This window comes from Citrobacter sp. Cpo012, from assembly GCF_030333015.1.
Lineage (GTDB): Bacteria > Pseudomonadota > Gammaproteobacteria > Enterobacterales > Enterobacteriaceae > Citrobacter > Citrobacter portucalensis.
Genome location: NZ_JAOWGR010000030.1, coordinates 191094 through 214587 on the forward strand (window position 1 = coordinate 191094; position 23494 = coordinate 214587).

Annotated in this window: 20 protein-coding genes and 1 pseudogene; 11 read left to right on the top strand and 10 right to left on the bottom strand. The window is 53.4% G+C overall.

Annotated features, from left to right (window positions below; translation table 11 throughout):
• Positions 1 to 15: 15 nt before the first annotated feature.
• Complete coding sequence (gene znuA, locus OGX90_RS03140) at positions 16 to 960, bottom strand: zinc ABC transporter substrate-binding protein ZnuA (protein ID WP_003844151.1); 945 nt, start codon at positions 958 to 960, stop codon at positions 16 to 18.
• Between the two features lie 78 nt (positions 961 to 1038).
• Between znuA and znuC the strand changes: the two genes are divergently transcribed.
• Positions 1039 to 1794, top strand: coding sequence for a zinc ABC transporter ATP-binding protein ZnuC (gene znuC / locus OGX90_RS03145; RefSeq protein ID WP_003034877.1), 756 nt, complete (start codon positions 1039 to 1041; stop codon positions 1792 to 1794).
• Complete coding sequence (znuB, locus tag OGX90_RS03150; RefSeq protein ID WP_003034874.1) at positions 1791 to 2576, top strand: zinc ABC transporter permease subunit ZnuB; 786 nt, start codon at positions 1791 to 1793, stop codon at positions 2574 to 2576. The genes znuC and znuB overlap by 4 nt, the downstream gene beginning before the upstream one ends.
• A 78-nt stretch (positions 2577 to 2654) precedes the next feature.
• Here znuB and ruvB read toward each other — a convergent pair whose 3' ends face one another.
• From ruvB to aspS, 6 genes are all read right to left on the bottom strand, one after another.
• Entirely contained in the window at positions 2655 to 3665 is a 1011-nt protein-coding gene (gene ruvB / locus OGX90_RS03155; RefSeq protein ID WP_003034872.1) for a Holliday junction branch migration DNA helicase RuvB, read from the bottom strand.
• Positions 3666 to 3673: 8 nt separating this feature from the next.
• Positions 3674 to 4285 (bottom strand): Holliday junction branch migration protein RuvA, encoded by a 612-nt coding sequence (gene ruvA, locus OGX90_RS03160; RefSeq protein ID WP_279850680.1) that lies wholly within the window; start codon positions 4283 to 4285, stop codon positions 3674 to 3676.
• An 80-nt stretch (positions 4286 to 4365) separates the two neighbouring features.
• Positions 4366 to 4887, bottom strand: a complete 522-nt coding sequence (ruvC, locus tag OGX90_RS03165; RefSeq protein ID WP_003034867.1) for a crossover junction endodeoxyribonuclease RuvC — start codon at positions 4885 to 4887, stop codon at positions 4366 to 4368.
• 34 nt (positions 4888 to 4921) lie between these two features.
• Positions 4922 to 5665 carry a YebC/PmpR family DNA-binding transcriptional regulator gene (locus OGX90_RS03170; RefSeq protein WP_003833836.1) on the bottom strand — a complete coding sequence of 248 codons (744 nt, stop codon included), beginning with the start codon at positions 5663 to 5665 and terminating at the stop codon, positions 4922 to 4924.
• Between the two features lie 28 nt (positions 5666 to 5693).
• Positions 5694 to 6137, bottom strand: coding sequence for a dihydroneopterin triphosphate diphosphatase (gene nudB / locus OGX90_RS03175; protein WP_003034863.1), 444 nt, complete (start codon positions 6135 to 6137; stop codon positions 5694 to 5696).
• 1 nt (position 6138) lies between these two features.
• Positions 6139 to 7911 (bottom strand): aspartate--tRNA ligase, encoded by a 1773-nt coding sequence (aspS, locus tag OGX90_RS03180; protein ID WP_234692059.1) that lies wholly within the window; start codon positions 7909 to 7911, stop codon positions 6139 to 6141.
• Positions 7912 to 8198: 287 nt separating this feature from the next.
• Here aspS and OGX90_RS03185 point away from each other — a divergent pair, with 287 nt between their 5' ends.
• Genes OGX90_RS03185 through cmoB form a run of 5 tightly spaced genes read left to right on the top strand, consistent with a single transcriptional unit; the run spans position 8199 to position 11777 of the window.
• Complete coding sequence (locus OGX90_RS03185; protein WP_048216172.1) at positions 8199 to 8765, top strand: hydrolase; 567 nt, start codon at positions 8199 to 8201, stop codon at positions 8763 to 8765.
• Entirely contained in the window at positions 8762 to 9580 is an 819-nt protein-coding gene (locus tag OGX90_RS03190) for a DUF72 domain-containing protein (RefSeq protein WP_234692060.1), read from the top strand. Before OGX90_RS03185 ends, OGX90_RS03190 begins: the two co-directional genes overlap by 4 nt.
• Positions 9581 to 9632: 52 nt before the next feature.
• Positions 9633 to 10028, top strand: a complete 396-nt coding sequence (locus tag OGX90_RS03195; protein ID WP_003833847.1) for an MAPEG family protein — start codon at positions 9633 to 9635, stop codon at positions 10026 to 10028.
• Between the two features lie 40 nt (positions 10029 to 10068).
• Positions 10069 to 10812: a carboxy-S-adenosyl-L-methionine synthase CmoA gene (cmoA, locus tag OGX90_RS03200; RefSeq protein ID WP_008785057.1), complete on the top strand. Its 744-nt coding sequence runs from the start codon at positions 10069 to 10071 to the stop codon at positions 10810 to 10812.
• On the top strand, positions 10809 to 11777 hold the full coding sequence (gene cmoB, locus OGX90_RS03205) for a tRNA 5-methoxyuridine(34)/uridine 5-oxyacetic acid(34) synthase CmoB (protein ID WP_003833851.1): 969 nt from the start codon (positions 10809 to 10811) through the stop codon (positions 11775 to 11777). The genes cmoA and cmoB overlap by 4 nt, the downstream gene beginning before the upstream one ends.
• A 234-nt stretch (positions 11778 to 12011) precedes the next feature.
• Here the strand turns inward: cmoB and cutC are convergent, their stop codons facing one another.
• On the bottom strand, positions 12012 to 12758 hold the full coding sequence (cutC, locus tag OGX90_RS03210; protein WP_020996630.1) for a copper homeostasis protein CutC: 747 nt from the start codon (positions 12756 to 12758) through the stop codon (positions 12012 to 12014).
• Positions 12759 to 12760: 2 nt separating this feature from the next.
• Positions 12761 to 13327, bottom strand: a complete 567-nt coding sequence (locus OGX90_RS03215; RefSeq protein WP_003833855.1) for a VOC family protein — start codon at positions 13325 to 13327, stop codon at positions 12761 to 12763.
• 238 nt (positions 13328 to 13565) lie between these two features.
• Between OGX90_RS03215 and argS the strand changes: the two genes are divergently transcribed.
• From argS to mrdA2, 4 genes and pseudogenes are all read left to right on the top strand, one after another.
• Positions 13566 to 15299, top strand: a complete 1734-nt coding sequence (gene argS / locus OGX90_RS03220; protein WP_149282004.1) for an arginine--tRNA ligase — start codon at positions 13566 to 13568, stop codon at positions 15297 to 15299.
• A 163-nt stretch (positions 15300 to 15462) separates the two neighbouring features.
• The gene (locus tag OGX90_RS03225) at positions 15463 to 19515 is read left to right on the top strand and encodes an RHS repeat-associated core domain-containing protein (protein WP_234692061.1); all 4053 of its coding nucleotides are present in this window, start codon (positions 15463 to 15465) and stop codon (positions 19513 to 19515) included.
• A gap of 415 nt (positions 19516 to 19930) precedes the next feature.
• Positions 19931 to 20209 (top strand): annotated as a pseudogene (locus OGX90_RS03230) (RHS repeat-associated core domain-containing protein); the annotation flags it as partial.
• 234 nt (positions 20210 to 20443) lie between these two features.
• Positions 20444 to 22381: a peptidoglycan DD-transpeptidase MrdA2 gene (gene mrdA2, locus OGX90_RS03235; protein WP_048216124.1), complete on the top strand. Its 1938-nt coding sequence runs from the start codon at positions 20444 to 20446 to the stop codon at positions 22379 to 22381.
• Here mrdA2 and bglB read toward each other — a convergent pair.
• Positions 22353 to 23492: a beta-galactosidase BglB gene (gene bglB / locus OGX90_RS03240; RefSeq protein WP_008785063.1), complete on the bottom strand. Its 1140-nt coding sequence runs from the start codon at positions 23490 to 23492 to the stop codon at positions 22353 to 22355. The two genes, mrdA2 and bglB, sit on opposite strands and share 29 nt — an antisense overlap.
• Between the last annotated feature and the right edge of the window lie 2 nt (positions 23493 to 23494).

Genomic DNA, 23494 nt, shown 5'->3' on the forward strand with positions numbered 1-23494 from the left:
GTATTCACTTCCTCATTAATCTCCTTTCAGGCAGCTCGCATACTGGTTGGCTAATTGGTTCAAAAACGCTGAATAGCTTGTTTTACCCAGTTTGATATTCGTTCCGAGCGGATCCAACGTTCCCATTCGAACGGATGTCCCTCTCGCGACGGCTTCAACGACCGCTGGCCTGAACTGTGGCTCAGCAAAAACGCAGGTTGCTTTTTGCTCAACCAACTGTGTTCTTATTTCATGTAAACGCTGCGCACCAGGTTGAATCTCAGGGTTCACGGTAAAGTGACCAAGCGGTGTTAGTCCGTAGTGTTTTTCGTAGTAGCCATAGGCGTCATGAAAAACGAAATAACCTTTTCCCTTGAGCGGTGCGAGCTCGTTACCTACCTGCTTATCGGTTGCGGCTAATTGTGCCTCAAAATCCTTCAGGTTGGCGTCAAGTTTGGCTCGACTTTGCGGCATAAGTTCCACTAATTTTTCATGGATTGCAACCGCTGAGGCCCGCGCTATCTCTGGGGAAAGCCAAAGATGCATGTTGTAATCGCCGTGATGGTGATGCTCGTCACTTTTTTCACTGCCAGCATCATTGTGTCCATGATCGTCGTCGTCGTCATCCGCACCTTTCATGAGTAACGGTTTCACGTCATTGAGCTGCGCAATCGTTACCTGTTTCGCGTTAGGAATATTCTTGACTGATTTTTCCATAAACGCTTCCATCTCAGGTCCGATCCAAACGACTAAGTCCGCGCCCTGTAAGCGTTTTACGTCTGATGGACGCAATGAGTAATCGTGTTCGGAAGCCCCGTCAGGCAGGAGAACCTCAGTGTCTGTTACCCCGTCTGCAATGGCTGAAGCAATAAACCCCAGCGGCTTGAGCGAGGCCACCACAGCGGCATTTGCTGCCTGTGTTGCACTACCCCAAAGAGCAGCGGATAATGCTGCGAAAAGAAGCGTATTTTTATGTAACATAATGCGACCAATCATCGTAATGAATGTAAGAAATGTGATATTATAACATTCTATAACTTCTGCAAGACTAAAATTGATATGACGACTTTGGTTTCACTGGAAAATGTCTCGGTCTCTTATGGTCAACGCCGCGTCCTCTCTGACGTTTCGCTTGAACTTCGACCCGGTAAAATATTAACGCTACTCGGCCCAAACGGTGCCGGGAAATCTACGCTGGTGCGCGTTGTATTAGGCCTGGTAGCGGCTGATGAGGGAGTTATCAAGCGTAATGGTCAATTGCGGATCGGCTATGTGCCGCAAAAACTGTACCTCGATACTACGCTTCCGCTGACGGTAAGCCGGTTTATGCGTTTACGTCCCGGCACCAAAAAAGAGGATATCCTCCCGGCACTGAAACGCGTTCAGGCCGGACATCTGATGAATGCGCCGATGCAAAAACTCTCCGGCGGAGAAACGCAACGCGTCCTGTTGGCCCGTGCTTTATTGAATAAACCTCAGCTACTGGTACTTGATGAGCCAACCCAGGGTGTGGATGTCAATGGGCAGGTTGCACTGTACGATCTTATCGACCAGTTGCGACGTGAACTGGATTGCGCCGTACTGATGGTTTCCCATGACCTGCATCTGGTGATGGCAAAAACCGATGAAGTACTGTGTCTGAACCATCATATTTGTTGTTCTGGCGCGCCGGAAGTGGTTTCCATGCACCCGGAATTCATCTCAATGTTCGGGCAACGCGGTGCCGAACAACTCGGAATTTACCGTCATAATCATAATCACCGCCACGATTTACAGGGTCGTATCGTCTTACGCCGGGGAAATGGTCACTCATGATTGAATTGTTATTACCCGGTTGGTTAGCCGGGATCATGCTGGCCTGTGCCGCTGGCCCACTCGGCTCGTTTGTGGTCTGGCGTCGAATGTCTTACTTCGGTGATACGCTGGCTCACGCTTCGCTGCTGGGCGTCGCCTTCGGCCTGCTGTTGGATGTAAACCCCTTCTATGCGGTCATCGCCGTCACTTTGTTGCTGGCTGGCGGTCTGGTATGGCTGGAGAAGCGCCCTCACCTCGCGATCGATACCTTACTGGGCATTATGGCCCACAGTGCGCTGTCATTGGGGTTGGTTGTCGTTAGCCTGATGTCCAACATCCGTGTGGATCTGATGGCTTACCTGTTTGGTGATTTGCTCGCCGTGACGCCAGAAGATCTTATCTCCATCGCCATCGGCGTGGTTATTGTTCTGGCGATTCTGTTCTGGCAGTGGCGTAACCTGCTGTCGATGACCATCAGTCCGGATCTGGCATTTGTCGATGGCGTGAAGCTGCAACGCGTGAAGCTGCTGCTGATGCTGGTTACGGCGTTAACGATTGGCGTGGCGATGAAGTTTGTCGGGGCGCTGATTATCACCTCACTGCTTATCATCCCTGCGGCGACCGCCCGTCGCTTTGCCCGTACGCCGGAGCAGATGGCAGGGGTTGCCGTTGGAGTGGGAATGATAGCGGTTACAGGCGGGCTGACCTTCTCGGCCTTCTATGACACCCCGGCAGGTCCTTCCGTGGTGCTGTGCGCCGCGCTGCTGTTTATTTTCAGCATGATGAAAAAGCAAGCGAGCTAAGCATGCGTTGCCCGGTGGCGCTGCGCTTACCGGGCCTACAAAATCGCCCAGGCCTGATGAGCGTCGCGACATCAGGCATTAAGGCATCTGTGGCGGTGTAATGCCAAAATGGTTCCAGGCGCGCACGGTTGCCATACGTCCACGCGGCGTACGTTGTAGAAAACCTTGCTGAATCAGATACGGCTCCAGCACGTCCTCAATGGTTTCACGCTCTTCCCCAATCGCCGCTGCCAGGTTATCCAGTCCTACCGGTCCGCCAAAGAATTTATCGATAACCGCCAGCAGCAGCTTACGGTCCATATAATCGAATCCTTCCGCATCCACATTGAGCATATCCAGCGCCTGGGCGGCAATATCAGCCGAAATCGTGCCGTCATGCTTCACTTCAGCGAAATCGCGTACCCGGCGTAATAAACGGTTGGCGATACGCGGCGTACCGCGGGCGCGGCGTGCCACTTCCAGCGCGCCTTCATCGCTCATTTCCAGGCCCATAAAGCGTGCGCTACGCCCAACAATGTGCTGCAGGTCTGCCACCTGATAGAACTCCAGGCGCTGCACAATACCAAAACGGTCACGCAGCGGAGACGTTAACGACCCGGCGCGCGTCGTCGCCCCGATTAGCGTGAACGGCGGCAGATCGATCTTAATCGAACGGGCAGCCGGCCCTTCACCAATCATGATATCCAGTTGATAATCTTCCATCGCCGGATACAGCACCTCTTCCACCACCGGTGACAGACGATGAATTTCATCGATAAACAGCACATCGTGGGGTTCAAGGTTGGTAAGCATTGCCGCCAGATCACCCGCTTTTTCCAGTACCGGACCAGACGTGGTGCGCAGATTAACGCCCATTTCATTGGCGACAATATTGGCAAGCGTAGTTTTACCAAGACCAGGAGGACCGAAAATCAGCAGGTGATCGAGAGCATCACCGCGCAGCTTCGCCGCCTGGATAAAAATCTCCATTTGCGAACGAACCTGAGGCTGGCCAATATACTCTTCCAGCAATTTTGGGCGAATCGCACGATCCACCAGATCTTCAGGGGTAGTGCTGACAGCCGAAATCAGGCGATCTGCTTCAATCATCCGTTACCTCACAATGCCGCGCGAAGCGCTTCACGAATCAGGGTTTCACTGCTGGCATCAGGGCGGGCAATTTTGCTCACCATGCGGCTGGCTTCCTGTGGTTTATAGCCCAACGCCACCAGCGCAGCAACCGCTTCCTGCTCGGCGTCGTCCGTTGTCGGGCTTGCCGGAGACGTCAGGACCAGATCCGTTGCAGGTGTAAAGAGATCACCATGCAAACCTTTAAAGCGGTCTTTCATTTCTACAATCAGGCGTTCTGCGGTTTTCTTACCAATACCCGGTAATTTCACCAGCGCGCCCAGCTCTTCGCGCTCTACGGCATTAACGAACTGCTGAGCAGACATACCGGAGAGGATCGCCAGCGCCAGCTTCGGCCCCACGCCATTGGTTTTGATTAACTCTTTAAACAGCGTGCGCTCTTGCTTGTTGTTAAAGCCATACAATAGCTGAGCATCTTCTCGCACCACAAAATGGGTGAAAATAATCGCTTCTTGCCCGGCTTCCGGCAACTCGTAGAAACAGGTCATCGGCATATGCACTTCATAGCCTACCCCGCCCGTTTCCAGAAGGACCAACGGGGGTTGTTTTTCAATAATGATGCCTCTGAGTCTGCCTATCACGTGACGCTCCTGCGTTAAGGGCTAAAAGGTAATGCGCTATCATAAAAAAAGGCTGGATAGATATCCAGCCTCATTTGTCACTAACGTAACCGACCTCGCGCCAAATTCAGCCTCGACTCGCTCATTTGCATGGCGTTCTGACTGACATGGCAGTGGGTAATGGCAATCGCTAGTGCATCCGCGGCATCTGCTTGCGGATTCGCCGGGAGTTTTAGCAGCGTGCGTACCATATGCTGGACCTGGCTTTTTTCCGCGCTACCGATCCCCACCACGGTCTGTTTTACCTGGCGGGCCGCGTATTCAAAGACCGGTAGATCCTGATTGGTCGCCGCAACGATTGCCACGCCGCGAGCCTGTCCCAGCTTTAGCGCCGAGTCGGCGTTCTTCGCCATAAAAACCTGCTCAATGGCAAAATAGTCCGGCTGAAACTGGGTGATGATTTCCGTCACGCCCGCGTAAATCAACTTCAGACGTGACGGGAGATCGTCGACTTTGGTGCGAATGCAGCCGCTGCCGAGGTAGGTCAGCTGCCTGCCGACCTGACGAATAACGCCATAACCGGTGATGCGAGACCCCGGGTCAATGCCGAGAATAATAGACATCACGCATCTCCTGTTATTTTATGGCTTAACCACATCATTCTAAGGTGGCAGCAACCTCATCGGAGATTTCACCGTTGTGGTAAACTTCCTGCACGTCGTCGCAGTCTTCCAGCATATCGATCAGACGCATCAGCTTCGGCGCCGTTTCTGCATCCATATCCGCTTTGGTGGATGGGATCATAGACACTTCAGCTGCGTCCGCTTTCAGACCAGCCGCTTCCAGCGCGTCACGCACTTTGCCCATCTCTTCCCACGCGGTGTAAACGTCAATTGCGCCGTCGTCAAAGGTCACAACGTCTTCAGCACCTGCTTCCAGCGCCGCTTCCATGATGGCGTCTTCGTCGCCCTGTTCAAAGGAGATCACGCCTTTTTTGCTGAACAGATAAGCCACGGAACCGTCGGTACCGAGGTTACCACCCGTTTTCGTGAACGCATGACGCACTTCCGCAACGGTACGGTTACGGTTGTCAGACAGACATTCAATCATAACGGCTGTACCGCCAGGACCGTAACCTTCATAGATGATGGTTTCCATGTTGGAATCTTCATCACCACCCACACCGCGCGCAATTGCACGGTTCAGGGTGTCACGGGTCATGTTGTTAGCCAGCGCCTTATCAACCGCTGCACGCAGACGCGGGTTAGCATCCGGATCGCCGCCGCCCAGTTTAGCCGCCGTCACCAGCTCACGAATTATTTTGGTGAAAATTTTACCGCGTTTAGCATCCTGCGCTGCTTTACGGTGTCTGGTGTTGGCCCATTTACTATGACCTGCCATAAATAATATCTCCAAAAAGCGCGCCTTTTCAGGCGACGTTAATTACAAACTCTTCAATCGCCTGCCGGTTACTCCACGACTTGGTTAATTGGGCGGCTTCAACCGCATTAACCCAACGATAGGTCAGATGTTCGGTGAACACGATCTCTCGTTCTGAGGGAAGTGCCAGGCAAAACCAGGATTCAGTATTACGTTCAATTCCCGGTGCATAGCGATGACGTAAATGGCTAAAAATCTCAAACTCCACCGTGCGCTGACAGTCAATTAAGGTCAGTTGCTCAGATGCAACATCAATGGCGACCTCTTCCTTTACTTCGCGCATAGCGGCTTGCGACGCGGTTTCACCTTCTTCAAGGCTGCCGGTGACCGACTGCCAGAAATCAGGATCGTCGCGTCGCTGTAACATCAGCACTCTCCCGGTGTCCTTTGCATAAATCACGACTAACACCGAGACAGGCTGTTTATATGTCATATCAGTTATTCTCGACCTTCTTAACAACCTGAATGCTCAGTTCCGCCAGCGCAGCTGCGTTGGCAAAGCTTGGCGCTTCAGTCATCAGACACGCTGCAGCCGTAGTTTTCGGGAAAGCAATAACGTCACGAATGTTGTCAGTACCGGTCAACAGCATAGTCAGACGGTCCAGACCAAACGCCAGGCCCGCATGCGGCGGTGTACCATATTTTAGCGCATCCAGCAGGAAGCCGAATTTCTCACGCTGTTCTTGCTCATTAATGCCCAGAATACCGAATACGGTTTGCTGCATGTCGCCGTTGTGAATACGCACGGAACCGCCGCCTACTTCGTAGCCGTTGATGACCATATCGTACGCGTTAGCAACCGCGTCTTCCGGTGCTGCTTTCAGCTCAGCGGCCGTCATATCTTTCGGCGCGGTGAACGGGTGGTGCATTGCGGTCAGGCCACCTTCACCATCGTCTTCAAACATTGGGAAGTCGATAACCCACAGCGGCGCCCATTTGGCTTCGTCGGTGATGTTCAGGTCTTTACCCAGTTTCAGACGCAGCGCGCCCATCGCGTCGGCAACCACTTTCTTGTTGTCGGCACCGAAGAAAATCATGTCGCCGTCTTGTGCACCGGTACGTGCCAGAATCGCTTCCACAATTTCTGCGTTCAGGAACTTAGCAACTGGGCTGGTAATACCTTCCAGACCTTTCGCACGTTCGGTGACTTTGATGTAAGCCAGGCCTTTCGCGCCGTAAATCTTGATAAAGTTACCGTAATCGTCGATCTGCTTACGGCTCAGCGCAGCACCGCCCGGTACACGCAGAGCAGCTACGCGGCCTTTCGCATCGTTTGCCGGACCAGAGAACACTGCGAACTCAACGTCTTTCACCAGATCGGCAACGTCAACCAGCTCCATCGGGTTACGCAGGTCTGGTTTATCGGAACCGTAACGACGCTCAGCTTCGGCAAAGGTCATGATCGGGAAATCACCCAGATCGACACCTTTCACTTCCAGCCACAGATTACGCACCAGCGCTTCCATCACTTCACGCACCTGCGGTGCGGTCATGAAGGAAGTCTCAACGTCGATCTGGGTAAATTCAGGCTGACGGTCAGCACGTAAGTCTTCATCACGGAAGCATTTAACGATCTGATAGTAGCGGTCAAAGCCAGACATCATCAGCAGCTGTTTAAACAACTGAGGTGATTGCGGCAGCGCGTAGAATTTCCCTTTATGTACGCGAGAAGGTACCAGGTAATCGCGCGCGCCTTCCGGCGTCGCTTTGGTCAGCATCGGTGTTTCGATGTCGAGGAAGCCGTGGTCGTCCATAAAACGACGCACCAGACTGGTGATTTTGGCACGCGTTTTCAGGCGCTGCGCCATTTCAGGGCGACGCAGATCTAAATAGCGATACTTCAGTCGCGCTTCTTCGGTGTTGACGTGGTTAGAGTCCAACGGCAGCGAGTCTGAACGGTTGATGATGGTCAGATCGGAGGCCAGCACTTCAATTTCGCCCGTCGCCATATCGGCGTTGACGTTTTTCGCGTCACGCGCACGCACGGTGCCCGTAACCTGGATGCAGAACTCATTACGCAGTTCGGAGGCCAGCTTTAACGCGTCCGCACGGTCCGGATCGAAAAATACCTGCACGATACCTTCGCGGTCGCGCATATCGATAAAGATCAGGCTACCAAGATCACGACGACGGTTGACCCAACCACACAGAGTCACCTGCTGCCCCTCGTGGGACAGACGTAGCTGTCCGCAATATTCTGTACGCATGAGATATCCCTTAACTTTGCCGCAGGCGGATTGTCACCTGTCTCGCAGATGACGAAGTCGCAGCTTTAGCTGAATGTCACAACTGAATGAAAAAAGGCGGCTATTATACTGGAAATTCTGCCGCACGATAAGAGCCTACTGGGATAGACTCTCAGTCCGGTACTGACTGTACGCCTGTTTCCTGGACGGGCATTGCGTAATCTCACAAAAAATAACAAAAATTGTCGCCCCTTTCACACTGATTCGCGATTAAGGTGTAACGGAATTCTTTTATTACTGGAGTGACCATGCTGGAATTGAACGCTAAAACAACCGCCCTTGTCGTAATTGATTTACAGGAAGGGATCCTGCCTTTCGCTGGCGGCCCTCATACGGCACATGATGTGGTTACCCGCGCCGCACAGTTGGCGGAAAAATTCCGTGCCCACGGTTCCCCGGTGGTAATGGTGCGCGTCGGCTGGTCTGACGATTACGCCGAAGCGCTGAAACAACCCGTAGATGCTCAGTCTCCGGCAAAAGCGTTACCTGAAAACTGGTGGCATTACCCGGCTGCTTTGGGGAAATGCGCCAGCGATATCGAAGTGACTAAACGCCAGTGGGGAGCCTTCTATGGCACCGATCTGGAATTGCAGCTGCGTCGCCGGGGTGTTGATACCATCGTCCTGTGCGGCATCTCGACGAACATTGGCGTTGAGTCGACGGCGCGAAATGCGTGGGAGCTGGGTTTCAGTCTTATCATTGCAGAGGATGCCTGTAGCGCCGCCAGTGCTGAGCAACACCAGGCCAGCATGACCCACATTTTCCCGCGCATTGCGCGCGTTCGCAGCGTGGAGGAGATTCTGCAAGCGCTATGATTTATATCGGTTTACCCCAGTGGTCGCATCCAAAATGGGTGCGTCTGGGGATCACCAGCCTTGAAGAGTATGCCCGCCACTTTAACTGCGTGGAGGGCAATACCACGCTGTATGCGCTGCCTAAATCCGATATTGTTGCCCGCTGGCAGGCACAGACCACCGATGCGTTTCGATTTTGTTTTAAATTTCCGGCGACCATTTCGCATCAGGCTGCGCTGCGTAATTGTGATGACCTGGTACAGGAATTTTTTACGCGCATGTCGCCGCTGGAATCGCGCATTGGACAATACTGGCTGCAATTACCTGCGACTTTTGGCCCACGCGATCTGCCTGCCCTGTGGCAGTTTCTCGATACGCTCCCGAAATCCTTTACCTACGGTGTGGAAGTTCGCCATCCAGACTTTTTTGCCAAAGGCGAAGCCGAGCAGCTATTTAATCGCGGTTTACACGAGCGTGGAGTAAACCGGGTGATTCTGGACAGCCGCCCGGTGCATGCCGCAATCCCGCATACTGAAGCAATACGTGACGCCCAGCGCAAGAAACCGAAGGTTCCGGTGCATGCGGTAGTGACGGCAAACCATCCGATGGTACGCTTTATCGGTAGCGATAATATGGCACAAAACAGCGAGCTTTTTGCCGTCTGGCTGACCAAGCTGTCGCTATGGCAACGCACCACGACGCCGTATCTGTTTTTGCATACGCCGGACATCGCGCAGGCCCCGGAGCTTGTTGATACGCTATGGGCAGATTTACGCAGCGCCCTGCCAGAGATCGGATCAGCACCCTCTATTCCACAGCAATCTTCTCTTTTCTGAAAATGCCACCTATCATAGTCAGTGCCAGCAGCCATTTTAAAAGGGAGTTTGTATGGTAAGCGCGCTTTATGCCGTATTGGGTGCGTTATTGTTAATAAAGTTCTCCTTTGACGTCGTTCGCCTGCGCATGCAATATCGCGTTGCCTATGGCGATGGAGGTTTTAGTGAACTGCAAAGCGCTATCCGCATTCACGGTAATGCGGTGGAATATATTCCCGTCGCGTTAGTGCTGCTGTTATTTATGGAAATGAACGGCGCAGAGACGTGGATGGTGCATATTTGCGGGCTGATGTTGATTGCCGGACGACTGATGCATTATTACGGATTCCACCACCGGCTTTTCCGCTGGCGCCGTTCAGGCATGAGCGCAACCTGGTGTTCGCTGTTGCTAATGGTGCTGGCGAATCTTTGGTATATGCCCTGGGAGTTGGTTTTCTCCCTGCATTAGCGCACAATACGCCACTTTATTTTTCCCGGATTTTTACGTTATGTCTCACCGCGACACGCTTTTTTCTGCGCCTATCGCCAGTCTGGGTGACTGGACCTTTGATGAACGGGTAGCTGAAGTCTTCCCGGATATGATCCAGCGTTCCGTTCCTGGCTATTCCAATATCATTTCTATGATTGGCATGTTGGCCGAACGTTTCGTACAACCCAACACGCAGGTCTACGATCTGGGCTGTTCTCTGGGCGCGGCGACGCTCTCGGTGCGTCGCAATATTCATCACGAGAATTGCAAAATTATTGCCGTCGATAACTCCCCGGCGATGGTTGAGCGCTGCCGTCGTCATATTGACGCCTATAAGGCACCGACCCCGGTTGAGGTTGTCGAAGGCGATATTCGCAACATTACTATCGAAAACGCCTCGATGGTGGTGCTGAATTTTACCCTGCAATTCCTTGAGCCACCTGAGCGCCAGGCATTGTTGGATAAGATTTATCAAGGGTTGAATCCCGGCGGCGCGCTGGTGCTGTCTGAAAAATTCAGTTTCGAAGACGCTAACGTTGGCGAGCTGCTGTTCAACATGCACCACGACTTCAAACGGGCCAATGGCTACAGCGAACTGGAAATTAGTCAGAAACGCAGCATGCTGGAAAACGTGATGCTGACCGACTCGGTAGAAACGCACAAAGCGCGACTGCATCAGGCTGGCTTTGAGCACAGCGAATTGTGGTTCCAGTGCTTCAATTTTGGCTCTCTGGTGGCGTTGAAAGCTGAGGTTGGCGCATGATCGATTTTGGTAACTTTTATCAGTTGATTGCCAAAAATCATCTGTCCCATTGGCTGGAAACGCTTCCGGCGCAAATCGCTGCCTGGCAGCGCGATCAGCATGGTTTATTTAAACAATGGTCAAACGCCGTCGAGTTTCTGCCCGAGCTGACGCCGCATCGTCTGGATTTACTACACAGCGTTACCGCAGAAAGTAAAGAACCGCTCAGCGAAGGCCAGCTTAAACGTATCGACACCCTGATGCGTAACCTGATGCCATGGCGTAAAGGACCGTACTCGCTGTACGGCGTCAACATCGATACCGAATGGCGTTCCGACTGGAAGTGGGATCGCGTTCTGCCGCACTTGTCTGATCTCACCGGTCGTACCATTCTTGATGTCGGCTGTGGCAGTGGTTATCACATGTGGCGCATGATTGGCGCTGGAGCGCATCTGGCGGTTGGGATCGATCCTACGCAACTGTTTCTGTGCCAGTTTGAGGCGGTACGTAAACTGCTGGGCAATGACCAGCGTGCTCACCTACTGCCGCTGGGTATTGAGCAACTTCCAGCGCTAAACGCCTTTGACACTGTGTTCTCCATGGGCGTGCTTTATCACCGCCGATCGCCGCTGGAACATCTGTGGCAGTTGAAGGATCAGTTGGTTAAAGATGGCGAGCTGGTGCTGGAAACGCTGGTCGTCGAAGGTGATGAAAATACCGTACTGGTGCCGGGCGATCGCTACGCGCAAATGCGTAACGTCTACTTTATTCCATCTGCGTTGGCTTTAAAAAACTGGCTGGAAAAATGCGGTTTTGTTGATGTGCGCATCGCCGATGTCTGCGTCACCACCACCGAAGAGCAACGCCGCACCGAGTGGATGGTAACCGAGTCGCTGGCCGACTTCCTCGATCCGAACGACCACAGCAAAACGGTGGAAGGCTACCCCGCCCCATTACGTGCAGTATTGATTGCGCGTAAGCCGTAATAGATTGCCGAATGACCGTTACGTATAGCACCGTTTCTCCAAAATAGTTCAAGTTGCAGCAAGGCGGCAACGCAGCAAATCCCCGGGAGCGTAGATAACTACGTGACCGGGGTGCGCGAGGCGGCCAACGCTGCCGCGGCTTGAAATATGAAGGAGAAAAAAAGGCCCCTGTTGAAATTGCAGGGGCCTGGTACGAGCAAGCATCATATTGGGCGACATGATGCAACGGTAAAATCAGCTGGCCTGATGGTGTGCAATGATTGCTTTCATTTCAGCAACCGCCGTCCCGTCTACCGCATAGCGCGAATACTCATCCGCCTGCGCATCCGAAGACATCGACAACCCCGAATTGCGATAACGCATTGGTGAAGCCAGCCATACTCCGGCAGAACTGTGGACTTCCTGCACTCCAGCATCAAGGAACAGGGACAAATTCGAGGCGCGAACCCCCGCTCCGGCCATAATGATTGGAGCACCGGGCTGCGCAATAAGTTCCATTATTTTTGTTAAACCTTGCGCCGCATCTGATTTTTGCCCTGAAGTGAGTACTCTGGCAATGCCCAAATCAGCTAATTTTTTAAGCGCATTGAGTGGGTTAGCACACATATCAAAGGCCCGATGAAAAGTGACTTGCAGCGAACCGGCGGCAATCATTATTTTCTCCATGCGCGGCATATCGACATTGCCATCCACATCTAAAATGCCGGTCACCAGCCCTGAGAATCCCAGTTCCCTGACCATCGCAATATCATCCAGCATTGCAGCAAATTCACCTTCGGTGTAGCAAAAGTCGCCTCCACGTGGGCGAATAATGGGATTGACGGGAATCGAAATGTGCTGGCGAACGGAACGCAAGACGCCCAGTGACGGCGTTAAGCCCCCTTCTTTGGGTGCCGAGCATAGTTCAATACGATCCGCGCCGTTTTGCTGCGCCGTGCGCGCGCACTCCATGCTGTAACAGCAGATTTCCAGTATAGCCATGCTCACTCCTGACGTTCGCTTGCCACAATGGTTTCAATCGACCACGGATGGAATTTTATCGTCACGCTACCATCGCTAACCGCCAGCGTCGGATTCGGTAAACGCTCACGCTCACCTTTTGGCGAGCTGGTTTTCACAAAAATGCCCGGTTGACTCAGACCGTGATCGGAAAGCAGCGCCAGCGCTCGCGCATTCAGCGTTTCCGCCTCTCCCGGCAGAACAATTTCAATATGTTCCCAGCCTTCATGTGGGTAGCGTTTTTCGCCCGGCCACGGCAGTTCGACGATGGAAAATTGCCAATGTTGCACACAAACCGGCTCATGCAGTTTAAAAAGACAAATAGGTCTGCCGTTAATGATGTTTTCTGACAACAATTCACCGCACTGTTCAAACCCACGACGCCAGCGCTCTGCGGTGGTATTTTGATGGCAACGCAAGGAAATGTGATCGGCTTCCAGGCCTGTGATATCCAGCCCAAGACGGGTAGAAAGTTCCGTTAATGCCTGCGTGAAATGCGGTAAATCTGCAGAAATATCCTGTAGTTCTGCAACGGTTTGCCAGTTCGCCATATTAAAAGCTCATATCCATGTTCAAAGTCGCTAATTTACTCTGTTGCGCTGCGCCATCCAACCGCTGTTTTCTCCGAACACATCATGAATAAATTTACGCCATTGCATTGTTTATATTTCAGGCTACTGGCGGTACACACAATGCTGACGGCAACGGGCATTTGCAGTATACTCCCGCCCTTAATTCTTAAACTGGTGCGGTGAATTTTAGGCCGCTTCATAAATGTAAGGTATTCCGGTGAATATTCAGGCTCTTCTCTCAGAAAAAGTCAGTCAGGCCATGATTGCTGCAGGCGCGCCTGCAGATTGCGAACCGCAGGTTCGTCAGTCAGCAAAAGTACAGTTCGGCGACTATCAAGCTAACGGCATGATGGCTGTCGCTAAAAAACTGGGTATGGCGCCGCGACAACTGGCTGAGCAGGTGCTGACTCATCTGGATCTCAACGGGATTGCCAGCAAAGTTGAAATTGCAGGCCCGGGCTTTATCAATATTTTTCTCGATCCGGCATTTCTGGCGCAGCACGTTCAGCAGGCGCTGGCTTCCGATCGTCTGGGAGTAACTCAACCGACCAAACAAACCGTCGTGGTTGACTACTCCGCGCCTAACGTAGCGAAAGAGATGCACGTTGGTCACCTGCGTTCCACCATCATCGGTGACGCGGCGGTGCGTACGCTGGAGTTCCTCGGTCACAACGTTATTCGCGCTAACCACGTCGGCGACTGGGGTACTCAGTTCGGTATGCTCATCGCATGGCTGGAAAAACAGCAGCAGGAAAATGCCGGAGAGATGGCGCTGGCTGACCTGGAAGGTTTCTACCGTGATGCGAAAAAACATTACGACGAAGATGAAGCCTTCGCTGAACGCGCCCGTAGTTATGTCGTGAAACTGCAAGGCGGTGACGAATACTTCCGCGAGATGTGGCGCAAACTGGTCGACATTACCATGTCGCAGAACCAGTTAACCTACGATCGCCTCAACGTTACCCTGACCCGTGACGACGTCATGGGCGAGAGCCTGTACAACCCGATGCTGCCTGGCATCGTCGCCGATCTGAAGGCGAAAGGTCTGGCTGTTGAAAGCGAAGGCGCTACCGTCGTATTCCTTGATGAGTATAAGAACAAGGAAGGCGAACCGATGGGCGTTATCATTCAGAAGAAAGATGGCGGCTATCTCTACACCACAACCGACATCGCCTGCGCCAAGTATCGTTACGAAACCCTGCATGCCGATCGCGTACTTTATTACATCGACTCCCGCCAGCATCAGCACTTAATGCAGGCCTGGACCATCGTACGTAAAGCCGGTTATGTGCCGGATTCAGTGCCGCTGGAACACCACATGTTCGGTATGATGCTGGGCAAAGACGGTAAACCGTTCAAAACCCGCGCGGGCGGCACAGTTAAACTGGCCGATCTGCTGGATGAAGCGCTGGAGCGCGCACGTCGTCTGGTCGCGGAGAAGAACCCGGACATGCCTGCCGACGAACTGGAAAAACTGGCAAATGCGGTCGGTATCGGCGCAGTGAAATATGCGGATCTGTCCAAAAACCGTACCACCGACTACATCTTCGACTGGGACAACATGCTGGCGTTCGAAGGTAACACCGCGCCATATATGCAGTACGCTTATACCCGCGTACTGTCCGTGTTCCGTAAAGCAGATATCGACGAAAGCGCGCTGGCAAATGCGCAGGTCGTTATCAGCGAAGATCGCGAGGCTCAACTGGCGGCGCGTCTGTTGCAGTTCGAAGAAACGTTGACCGTCGTTGCGCGTGAAGGTACACCACACGTGATGTGTGCTTACTTGTACGACGTTGCTGGTCTGTTCTCCGGCTTCTACGAGCACTGCCCTATTCTCAGCGCTGAAAACGAAGAGATTCGTAACAGCCGACTGAAGCTGGCACAGCTGACGGCGAAAACCCTGAAGCTGGGTCTGGATACACTGGGTATCGAAACCGTAGAACGTATGTAAGTTAGCTAACAATAAGACCTGAGTCTGTAATCAGGACTCAGGTCTTTTTAATTTCTGATCTAAACGATTTCTGAATATTCTCCCTATTCCCCAGATACCACTGAAACACATTCTCAAACAGGTGTAAGGTACAAATCCTGATGTTTTACAAAAGGATTTGGCGATGAGCGGTGGTAAACCGGCAGCCCGGATGGGCGACATGACGAAGTTCGGCGGCCCGATTGTCCAGGGTGCCATGGGCGTGATGATTGGCACCCCCACCGGCATCGCCTGCTCTGTCTGTCCCGGCGGCATCACCTCCGGTAACCCGGTCAACCCGCTACTCGGCGCCAAGGTCCTGCCCGGTGAAACTGATTTCACCCTGCCCGGCCCGCTGCCGTTTGTTCTCACCCGCGCCTACAGCAGTTACCGGACCCAAACCCCGGCACCGGCCGGCATCTTCGGTCCCGGCTGGAAAGCACCATTCGATATCCGCTTACAGATACGTGATGAGGAACTGATTCTCAACGACAACGGCGGGCGCAGCGTTCAATTTGAGCACCTGTTCCCCGGGGAAGTGGCCTTCAGCCGCAGCGAACGCTTCTGGCTCGCCCGTGGTGGCGTGGCGAAACTGCACGAGAGTCATCCCCTGCACCTGCTCTGGCAGGCGCTGCCGGAAGACACCCGCCTGAGCCCGCATCAGTACCTGACCACAAACAGTCCGCAGGGACCATGGTGGATTATCGGCTGGTCTGAACGGGTACCGGAGCCGGATGAGGTACTCCCCGCCCCGCTGCCGCCGTACCGGGTGCTGACCGGGCTGGTGGACAGTTTCGGGCGCAGACTCTCATATCACCGTGATGTCACCGGGCCGTTCAGCGGCCATATCACCGGTGTGACGGACGGCGCAGGCCGTCGCTTCCGGCTGGTGCTGAAGCAGATGAACACACTGCCCGTCACCCGCTACGGCCAGGATGACGGGGTCCGCCTCGGTGCCGTCTGGCTGACGCACGACCCGCTGTATCCGGACAACCTGCCGGCGTCCCCGCTGGTGCGCTATGACTATTCCCCGCGCGGGGAGCTGGCGACGGTGTATGACCGGGGCGGAGTGCAGGTTCGCCGCTTTGACTATGCCGCGGACACCCCCGGCAGGATGGTGGCACACCAGCACGCCGGACGCCCGCAGACCACCTACCGCTATGATGCAGCGGGCCGTGTGGTGGAGCAGCATAATCCGGCAGGCTTAAGCTACCGCTATGAATACGGGAAAAACGCCGTCACCATCACCGACAGCCTGCACCGCCGGGAAGTGCTGCACACCGCCGGTGAAGGTGGCCTGAAGCGGGTGGTGAAAAAGGAATACGCCGACGGCAGCGTGACCTGCAGTGAATACAACCCCGTGGGCTGGCTCACCGCACAGACAGATGCGGCAGGCCGGAAAACCGAATACCGGTACAGTATCGCGTCCGGTAACGTCACTGGAATTATCTCCCCTGACGGCCGGAAGACGGTGTTTTATTACAATGGCGAGCGTCAGCTGACCTCCGTCATCCACCCGGACGGCTTACGGGAGAAGCGCGAATATGATGAGCATGGCCGCCTGACGGCGCAGACTTCCCGCCAGGGAAACACCACCCGCTATGTTTATGCTGACCCGCACAGTGAATCCCCCTGCACCAGTGAAGATGCCACCGGCAGCAAAAAGCAGATGACATGGAGTCGCCACGGGCAGTTGCTGAGCGTCTCCGACTGCTCCGGGTATGAGACCCGCTATGACTATGACCGTTTCGGGCAGGTCACGGCCATTCATCAGGAAGACGGTCTCAGCCAGTATCGCGCTTACGATACCCGGGGCCGGCTTGTCAGCCAGAGAGATGCGGCAGGCCGCGAGACCCGCTATGAATACAGTGACGCCGGAGACCTGACGACAGTGATTGCCCCGGACAGCAGCCGCACGGAAACACAGTACGATGCGGGCGGCAGACCGGTCAGTATCACCGCAGGCGGCCTGACGCGGCAGATAACATACGATGCCGCCGGACGCGTGACACAGCTGACCAATGAGAACGGCAGCCACACCAGCTTCACGTATGACCTTCTCGACCGTCTGACGCAGCAGACCGGCTTTGACGGCCGTACGCAGCGCTATGGCTACAACACCGGCGGGCAGCTTGTCCGCAGCGAGGACGAAAGCCTGGTCACGCGGTGGCATTACGATGAATCTGACCGCCTGACGCATCGCACGGTGAACGGCGAACCAGCGGAACAGTGGCAGTACAACGAACGCGGCTGGCTGGCGGAAATCAGCCACCTCAGTGAAGGCCACCGCGTCGCCGTGCACTACGGCTATGATGAGAAAGGCCGGATGAGCCGCGAGCGGCAGGTGGTGCATCACCCGGAAACGGACGAACCGCTCTGGCAGCATGAGACCCGGCACGACTACAGCGACGCAGGCCTGGCGCACCGCATGACATCAGACAAACTGCCTGCCGTGGAGTGGCTGACTTACGGCTCCGGTTATCTGGCTGGAATGAAACTCGGCGACACCCCGCTTATCGACCTCACCCGCGACCGCCTGCACCGGGAGACACAGCGCCGTTTCGGCGAATATACGCTCACCACCGGCTACAGCGCGGCCGGACAGCTGCTGAGCCAGCACCTGAACAGTCCGCTTCTGAACCGCGACTACGGGTATGACGGGACCGGGCATCTGACCCGCATCAGCACCCCGCGCCAGACCCGGGAATACGACTACAGCCAGACCGGCAGGCTCACCGGCGTGCGCATGACTGCGGACGGTCTGGATATCCGCCTCCCTTACACCACCGACCCGGCGGGCAATCGTCTGCCGGACCCGGAATTTTATCCGGACAGCAGCAGAAAAGTATGGGCGGATAACCGCATCACGGAGGATGCACAGTACCTGTACCGCTATGACCGTTACGGCAGGCTGACGGAGAAGACGGACCGTATCCCGGACGGGGCCATCCGCATGTACGATGAACGCACGCACCGCTACAGCTACGATAACCAGCACCGGCTGGTGCGCTACCTCCGCACGCAGTACGGCAAAAAGCAGGCGGAAGGACGGTACCTCTACGACCCGCTGGGCAGGCGTATCGGAAAGCAGATGTGGAAACGGGAGCGTGAACATCCGGACCATGACCAGATGGCGCTGTCGCACAGGCCGTACACCACCTGGTACGGCTGGGACGGCGACCGGCTGACCACCACGCAGACGGCGCAGACCCGCGTCCAGACGATTTACGAACCCGGCAGCTTCACGCCGCTCATCCGGGTGGAGACCGCCACGGAGGCGCTGGATGCCCTGCGCCGTCACCGGACGCTGGCGGAGAAACTCCGGCAGGAAGGCAGCGAGGATGGCGCTGGCGTGGTGTTCCCGCCGGCGCTGGTACAGATGCTGGACCGCCTGGAAGGAGAGCTGCGCGCCGGGGTTATCAGCGATGAAAACCGGCAGTGGCTGGCCGGGTGCGGCCTGACGCCGGAACAGATGGCGGCGCAGATGGAGCCGCTGCCGGTCCCGGAAAGGACGCTTCATCTGTACCACTGCGACCACCGGGGCCTGCCGCTGGCGCTGATACGCCAGGACGGTGCCATCAGCTGGCGCGCGGAGTATGACGAATGGGGCAACGTGCTGCGGGAGGATAATCCACATAATCTGCAACAGCTTATCCGCCTGCCGGGCCAGCAGTATGACGACGAATCCGGACTGCACTACAACCGCCACCGGTACTACAATCCGGGACTGGGGCGGTATATCACCCAGGACCCGATAGGGCTGATGGGGGGGTGGCATTTATATCAGTATTCTTTTAATCCAATTCAATTTATAGATCCACTAGGCTTGGCTCAAATTTGTACAAGACCCCTTAAAGGTTCGCGAGGTTTCAGGACAAATGGCATGACAGGTCTCGACCTTGGTATTTTCCATGCACACATATTCTTTGATGATGGTACTAATATCGGCTATGGTGGTGATAGTGGGGTATTTAGTGAACCTAAAACTAATGATTATACCTGTAACAAAGAAAAATATAACGATGAAATAATGAAAAAAGCAGTCGATATAGTCAAAAATGAACCAGATAACTTATTATTTCCGAAAGGAAGTAAACAATATGAAAATGATAACTATGGTTTTATAGTAAATAACTGTCAAGACTTTGTAAGTGATGTTCTGGATGAATACAACAACATAGAAAGTGCGAAACAATGAGCCGTTTTCTGGTAAGAATTTTTATCGTTGATATTTTTATATTATCAATTCAGGCTGCATTGCTACTTTACCATCCATTTCGCTCGCAAAAAAATGATGTAATATCTGATTTAATTATTCACTTAACGTTTACTATAAAAAATGATACTGTCTTATTTCTAAATCCGCCCTTATTAATTTTTTTATATTACGCACTATTTTTTTTAACAAATAAAACTGGTGGATTGATACTGAGATTATTCGTACCAGGGATTTTAAATTTCATTACTCTGTATTGTTTTTCTTGGATTGAAATGCTTCTGTTAATAACCAATGACGTTAGGGTATAGCAGTACGAATACAGTCACCTCCGTGAGGATGATTTTAGTTAAATGGACATGCCCCGTATTAGCACCTAGCGGGACAACTGGAGGAGTACCTACAGGATAGGAAAGTTCATCTATACCACTGCGACCACCGGGGCCTATCGCTGGCGTTGGTCAACGCGAAGGGGAAAGTGGACTGGTCGGCAGAATATGATGCTTGGAGTAATGTGCTGCGTGAGAATAATCCACACAATCTGACGCAGCTCATCCGTCTGCCGGGACTGCAGTATGACGACGAATCCGGACTACACTACAACCGTCACCGGTACTACAATCCGGGACAGGGACGGTATATCACCCAAGATCCGATTGGACTGGAGGGCGGATAGAACCTATGTTCATACCCGCTAAATCCTATTAAGAATTAAGGAAAATATGGTTTAGACGAAAAAATCATCTCCAACTACAATCCTTCGTAATGGGCTTTACAGATGATTACTTATCTACAATTGTAACAACCCACAAGGAATGACACATTTCCCTAGAGATATGGAACATCTTTTGCCTGTCATCCCGTCTAAGCCTCCGTATCATTAGGCGGCGAATTAATCGGGTACGGGTCAATGACATTCAGAGATTTTGAGGCGGAAGAAAAGCTCTTCCAGCGGCGTGTATTGGTGGCCTTTGGCCTGGTAGTCATCTGTTTTGGCATCCTGATTTACAATCTGTATAACTTACAAATCTGTCAGCACCAGTATTACACCACCCGGTCGAATGCAAACGACATCAAAATGCTGCCCGTCGCCCCAACGCGTGGCATGATTTACGATCGCAACGGCATCCCGCTGGTGCGCAACGTTACCTGGTACGATATTTCCGTTACGCCGTATAAAATCAGCGATATGAATGCGTTACTCCAGCAGCTCACGCCGATCGTTGACCTCACACCTGATGACATAGACCAGTTTCGCCATGAGCTGAAAGCCAGCAGCCGCTATCGTCCTGTGGTGCTAAAAAATGCGCTAACCGATGTCGAAATCGCCCGTTTTTCGGTAAACCAGTTTCATTTTAGCGGCGTCAACATCAATAGTTACGAAGACCGCCAGTATCCCTATGGCGCGGCGCTGGCGCATGTCCTGGGTTATGTTTCAAAAATCAATGACAACGACCTGAAAGCACTGGATCAAAAGGGTCTGGCGGAGAACTACGCCGCCGATCACAACATCGGTAAGCAAGGTATTGAGCGCTATTACGAAAACGAACTGCATGGAAAAACCGGTTATCAGGAGGTGGAAGTAGATAACCACGGACGCATCGTACGCCTGATCAAAGATGTGCCGCCCGTTGCCGGAAAAGATATCCATCTGACGCTGGATTTACATTTACAGCAATACATTGAGAGCCTGTTGGCTGGCCAGCGTGCCGCCGTTTTGGTTGAAGATCCACACGACGGTTCCGTACTGGCGATGGTCTCAAACCCCAGCTATGACCCTAATCCGTTTGTCAAAGGCATCAGCTATCAGGACTATAACAAGCTACTCCAGGATAAAGACCTGCCATTAATCAACCGCGTCACGCAGGGATTGTACCCTCCCGCTTCAACGGTCAAACCGTATATGGCGATGTCGGCATTACTGAACGGTGTGATCACGCCGCAGACCAGTTTCTTCGGTGCCCCTACCTGGACGCTACCCGGCACCGAGCGACATTACCGTGACTGGAAAAAAACGGGCCACGGTATGCTGGATGTCACCAAAGCGATAGAAGAGTCTGCCGATACGTTCTTCTATCAGGTGGCGTATATGATGGGGATCGACCGGATTAACAGCATGCTCAGCCAGTTTGGTTACGGTAAACCGACCGGCATCGATCTTGATGAGGAGTATAACGGCCTGCTCCCGAGCCGCGAATGGAAGCAAAAAGTGCACAAAAAAGCCTGGTATCAGGGGGACACTATTTCAGTTGGCATCGGTCAGGGCTACTGGATTGCCACACCTATCCAGATGGTAAAAGCCATGGTCGCACTGATTAACAACGGCAAGGTTATCGTCCCTCACCTGCTGCTCGATGAAGAGAGCGGCAAAACCATCACGCCGTATCAGGCTCCAGAAGCACCGTCACAAATCGCCTCAGCCTCATCGCCCTACTGGGGACTGGTGCGTCAGGCGATGTTCGGCATGGCGAATGAACCAAATGGTACAGGTTATAAGTTCTTTCACACCGCTCCATACGGCATTGCGGCAAAAAGCGGCACCTCGCAGGTCTTTAGCCTGAAAGAAAATCAGACCTACAATGCGAAGATGATCCCTGTCCGCTTGCGCGACCACGTGTTCTATACCGCATTTGCACCCTATAAGAACCCGAAGGTCGCGGTGGCGTTAATTCTGGAAAACGGCGGCAGCGATGGTGTCACCGCCGCGCCGGTTATGCGTCAAATCATGGATCATCTGTTTGCCCCGCAGGACAATACGGTACAAACAGTGACGACTGAACAATCAGGACCGATAGCGGTATCGCCATCGAATACCGATATCAAAAATACTTTCGCAAGTATTCGGTAAGGCACAGCATCGCCATCGCCTGTCCGTAAGGCATGGAGGTCCGAGGGATGTTGCGGTAGAAATCAAGATTGTGTCCCATCCCGGTACCAAACGAGGTGTGCAGCAGTTCACCTTCCGGTGAAATATGCTGCACAATGCCGCGAATGGCTTTTTCGGCTACCGGCGCATACTCTTGCCCAACATAGCGTTTACGTACTGCTTTGAGGATCCCATAGGCAAATCCGGCAGTTGCCGATGCTTCCAGATACGACTGCGGGTCGTCCAGCAAGGTATGCCACAACCCACTTTCATCCTGGCATTTCGCCAGCGCCGCGATTTGCGCGTTCAGGACCTGTACCAGATAGCGGTGAACAGCATTGTTTTCCGGTAAATCAAGTAATTCGAGGAAGTCCGGGATCACGATAGTTAACCAACTGTTGCCACGCGCCCAGCGGGCATTAGCAAAGTTATGATTTCCTTCATAGCTCCAGCCGTGGAACCACAGCCCCGTTTCTTTATCCATCAGGTTTTGCACGTGCAGCAGGAACTGATACGTTGCCTCTTCGATGTAGTCCGGGCGATTGAGTAGCTTGCCAATCTTCGCCAGCGGTAAAACCGTCATCATCAGCGTGTCATCCCACATCTGTTGATGGTTTTCTTCCGCCAGCGTGATGTGTTGCATACCACCAAATTCGGTACGCGGCATCTCATGCATTGCCCACTCAGCCCAGCTGTCGAGCCACGGCAGATACGCTGGATTACGCGTCTCTTCATAGCGATACGCCAACGTTAAAAATGGCGCCATGGTGTTCACGTTTTTGGTGGTCGCACCTTCAGCAAAACGATCGGCAAACCAGCTATCGATGATATCGCGCATCGTTTCATCGCCGGTTTGCAGATAGTACTGATACATCCCGTACAGGCCGACGCCGTGTGTCCACTCCCATCCCGCCCAGCCTTTAGTATCAATTACGCGTCCATCGTCCAGACGCAGCAAGAACTCGCCGGTTTCGTCATGAATATTGACCAGGTTATGCGTCACCTTTTTGATCAGCGTTTTTAATTCATCCCTGGCAATAAAATGTTCTGGCTGGCGCAATAACGGGCTATGTTTAACCGGGTAAACAATCATTT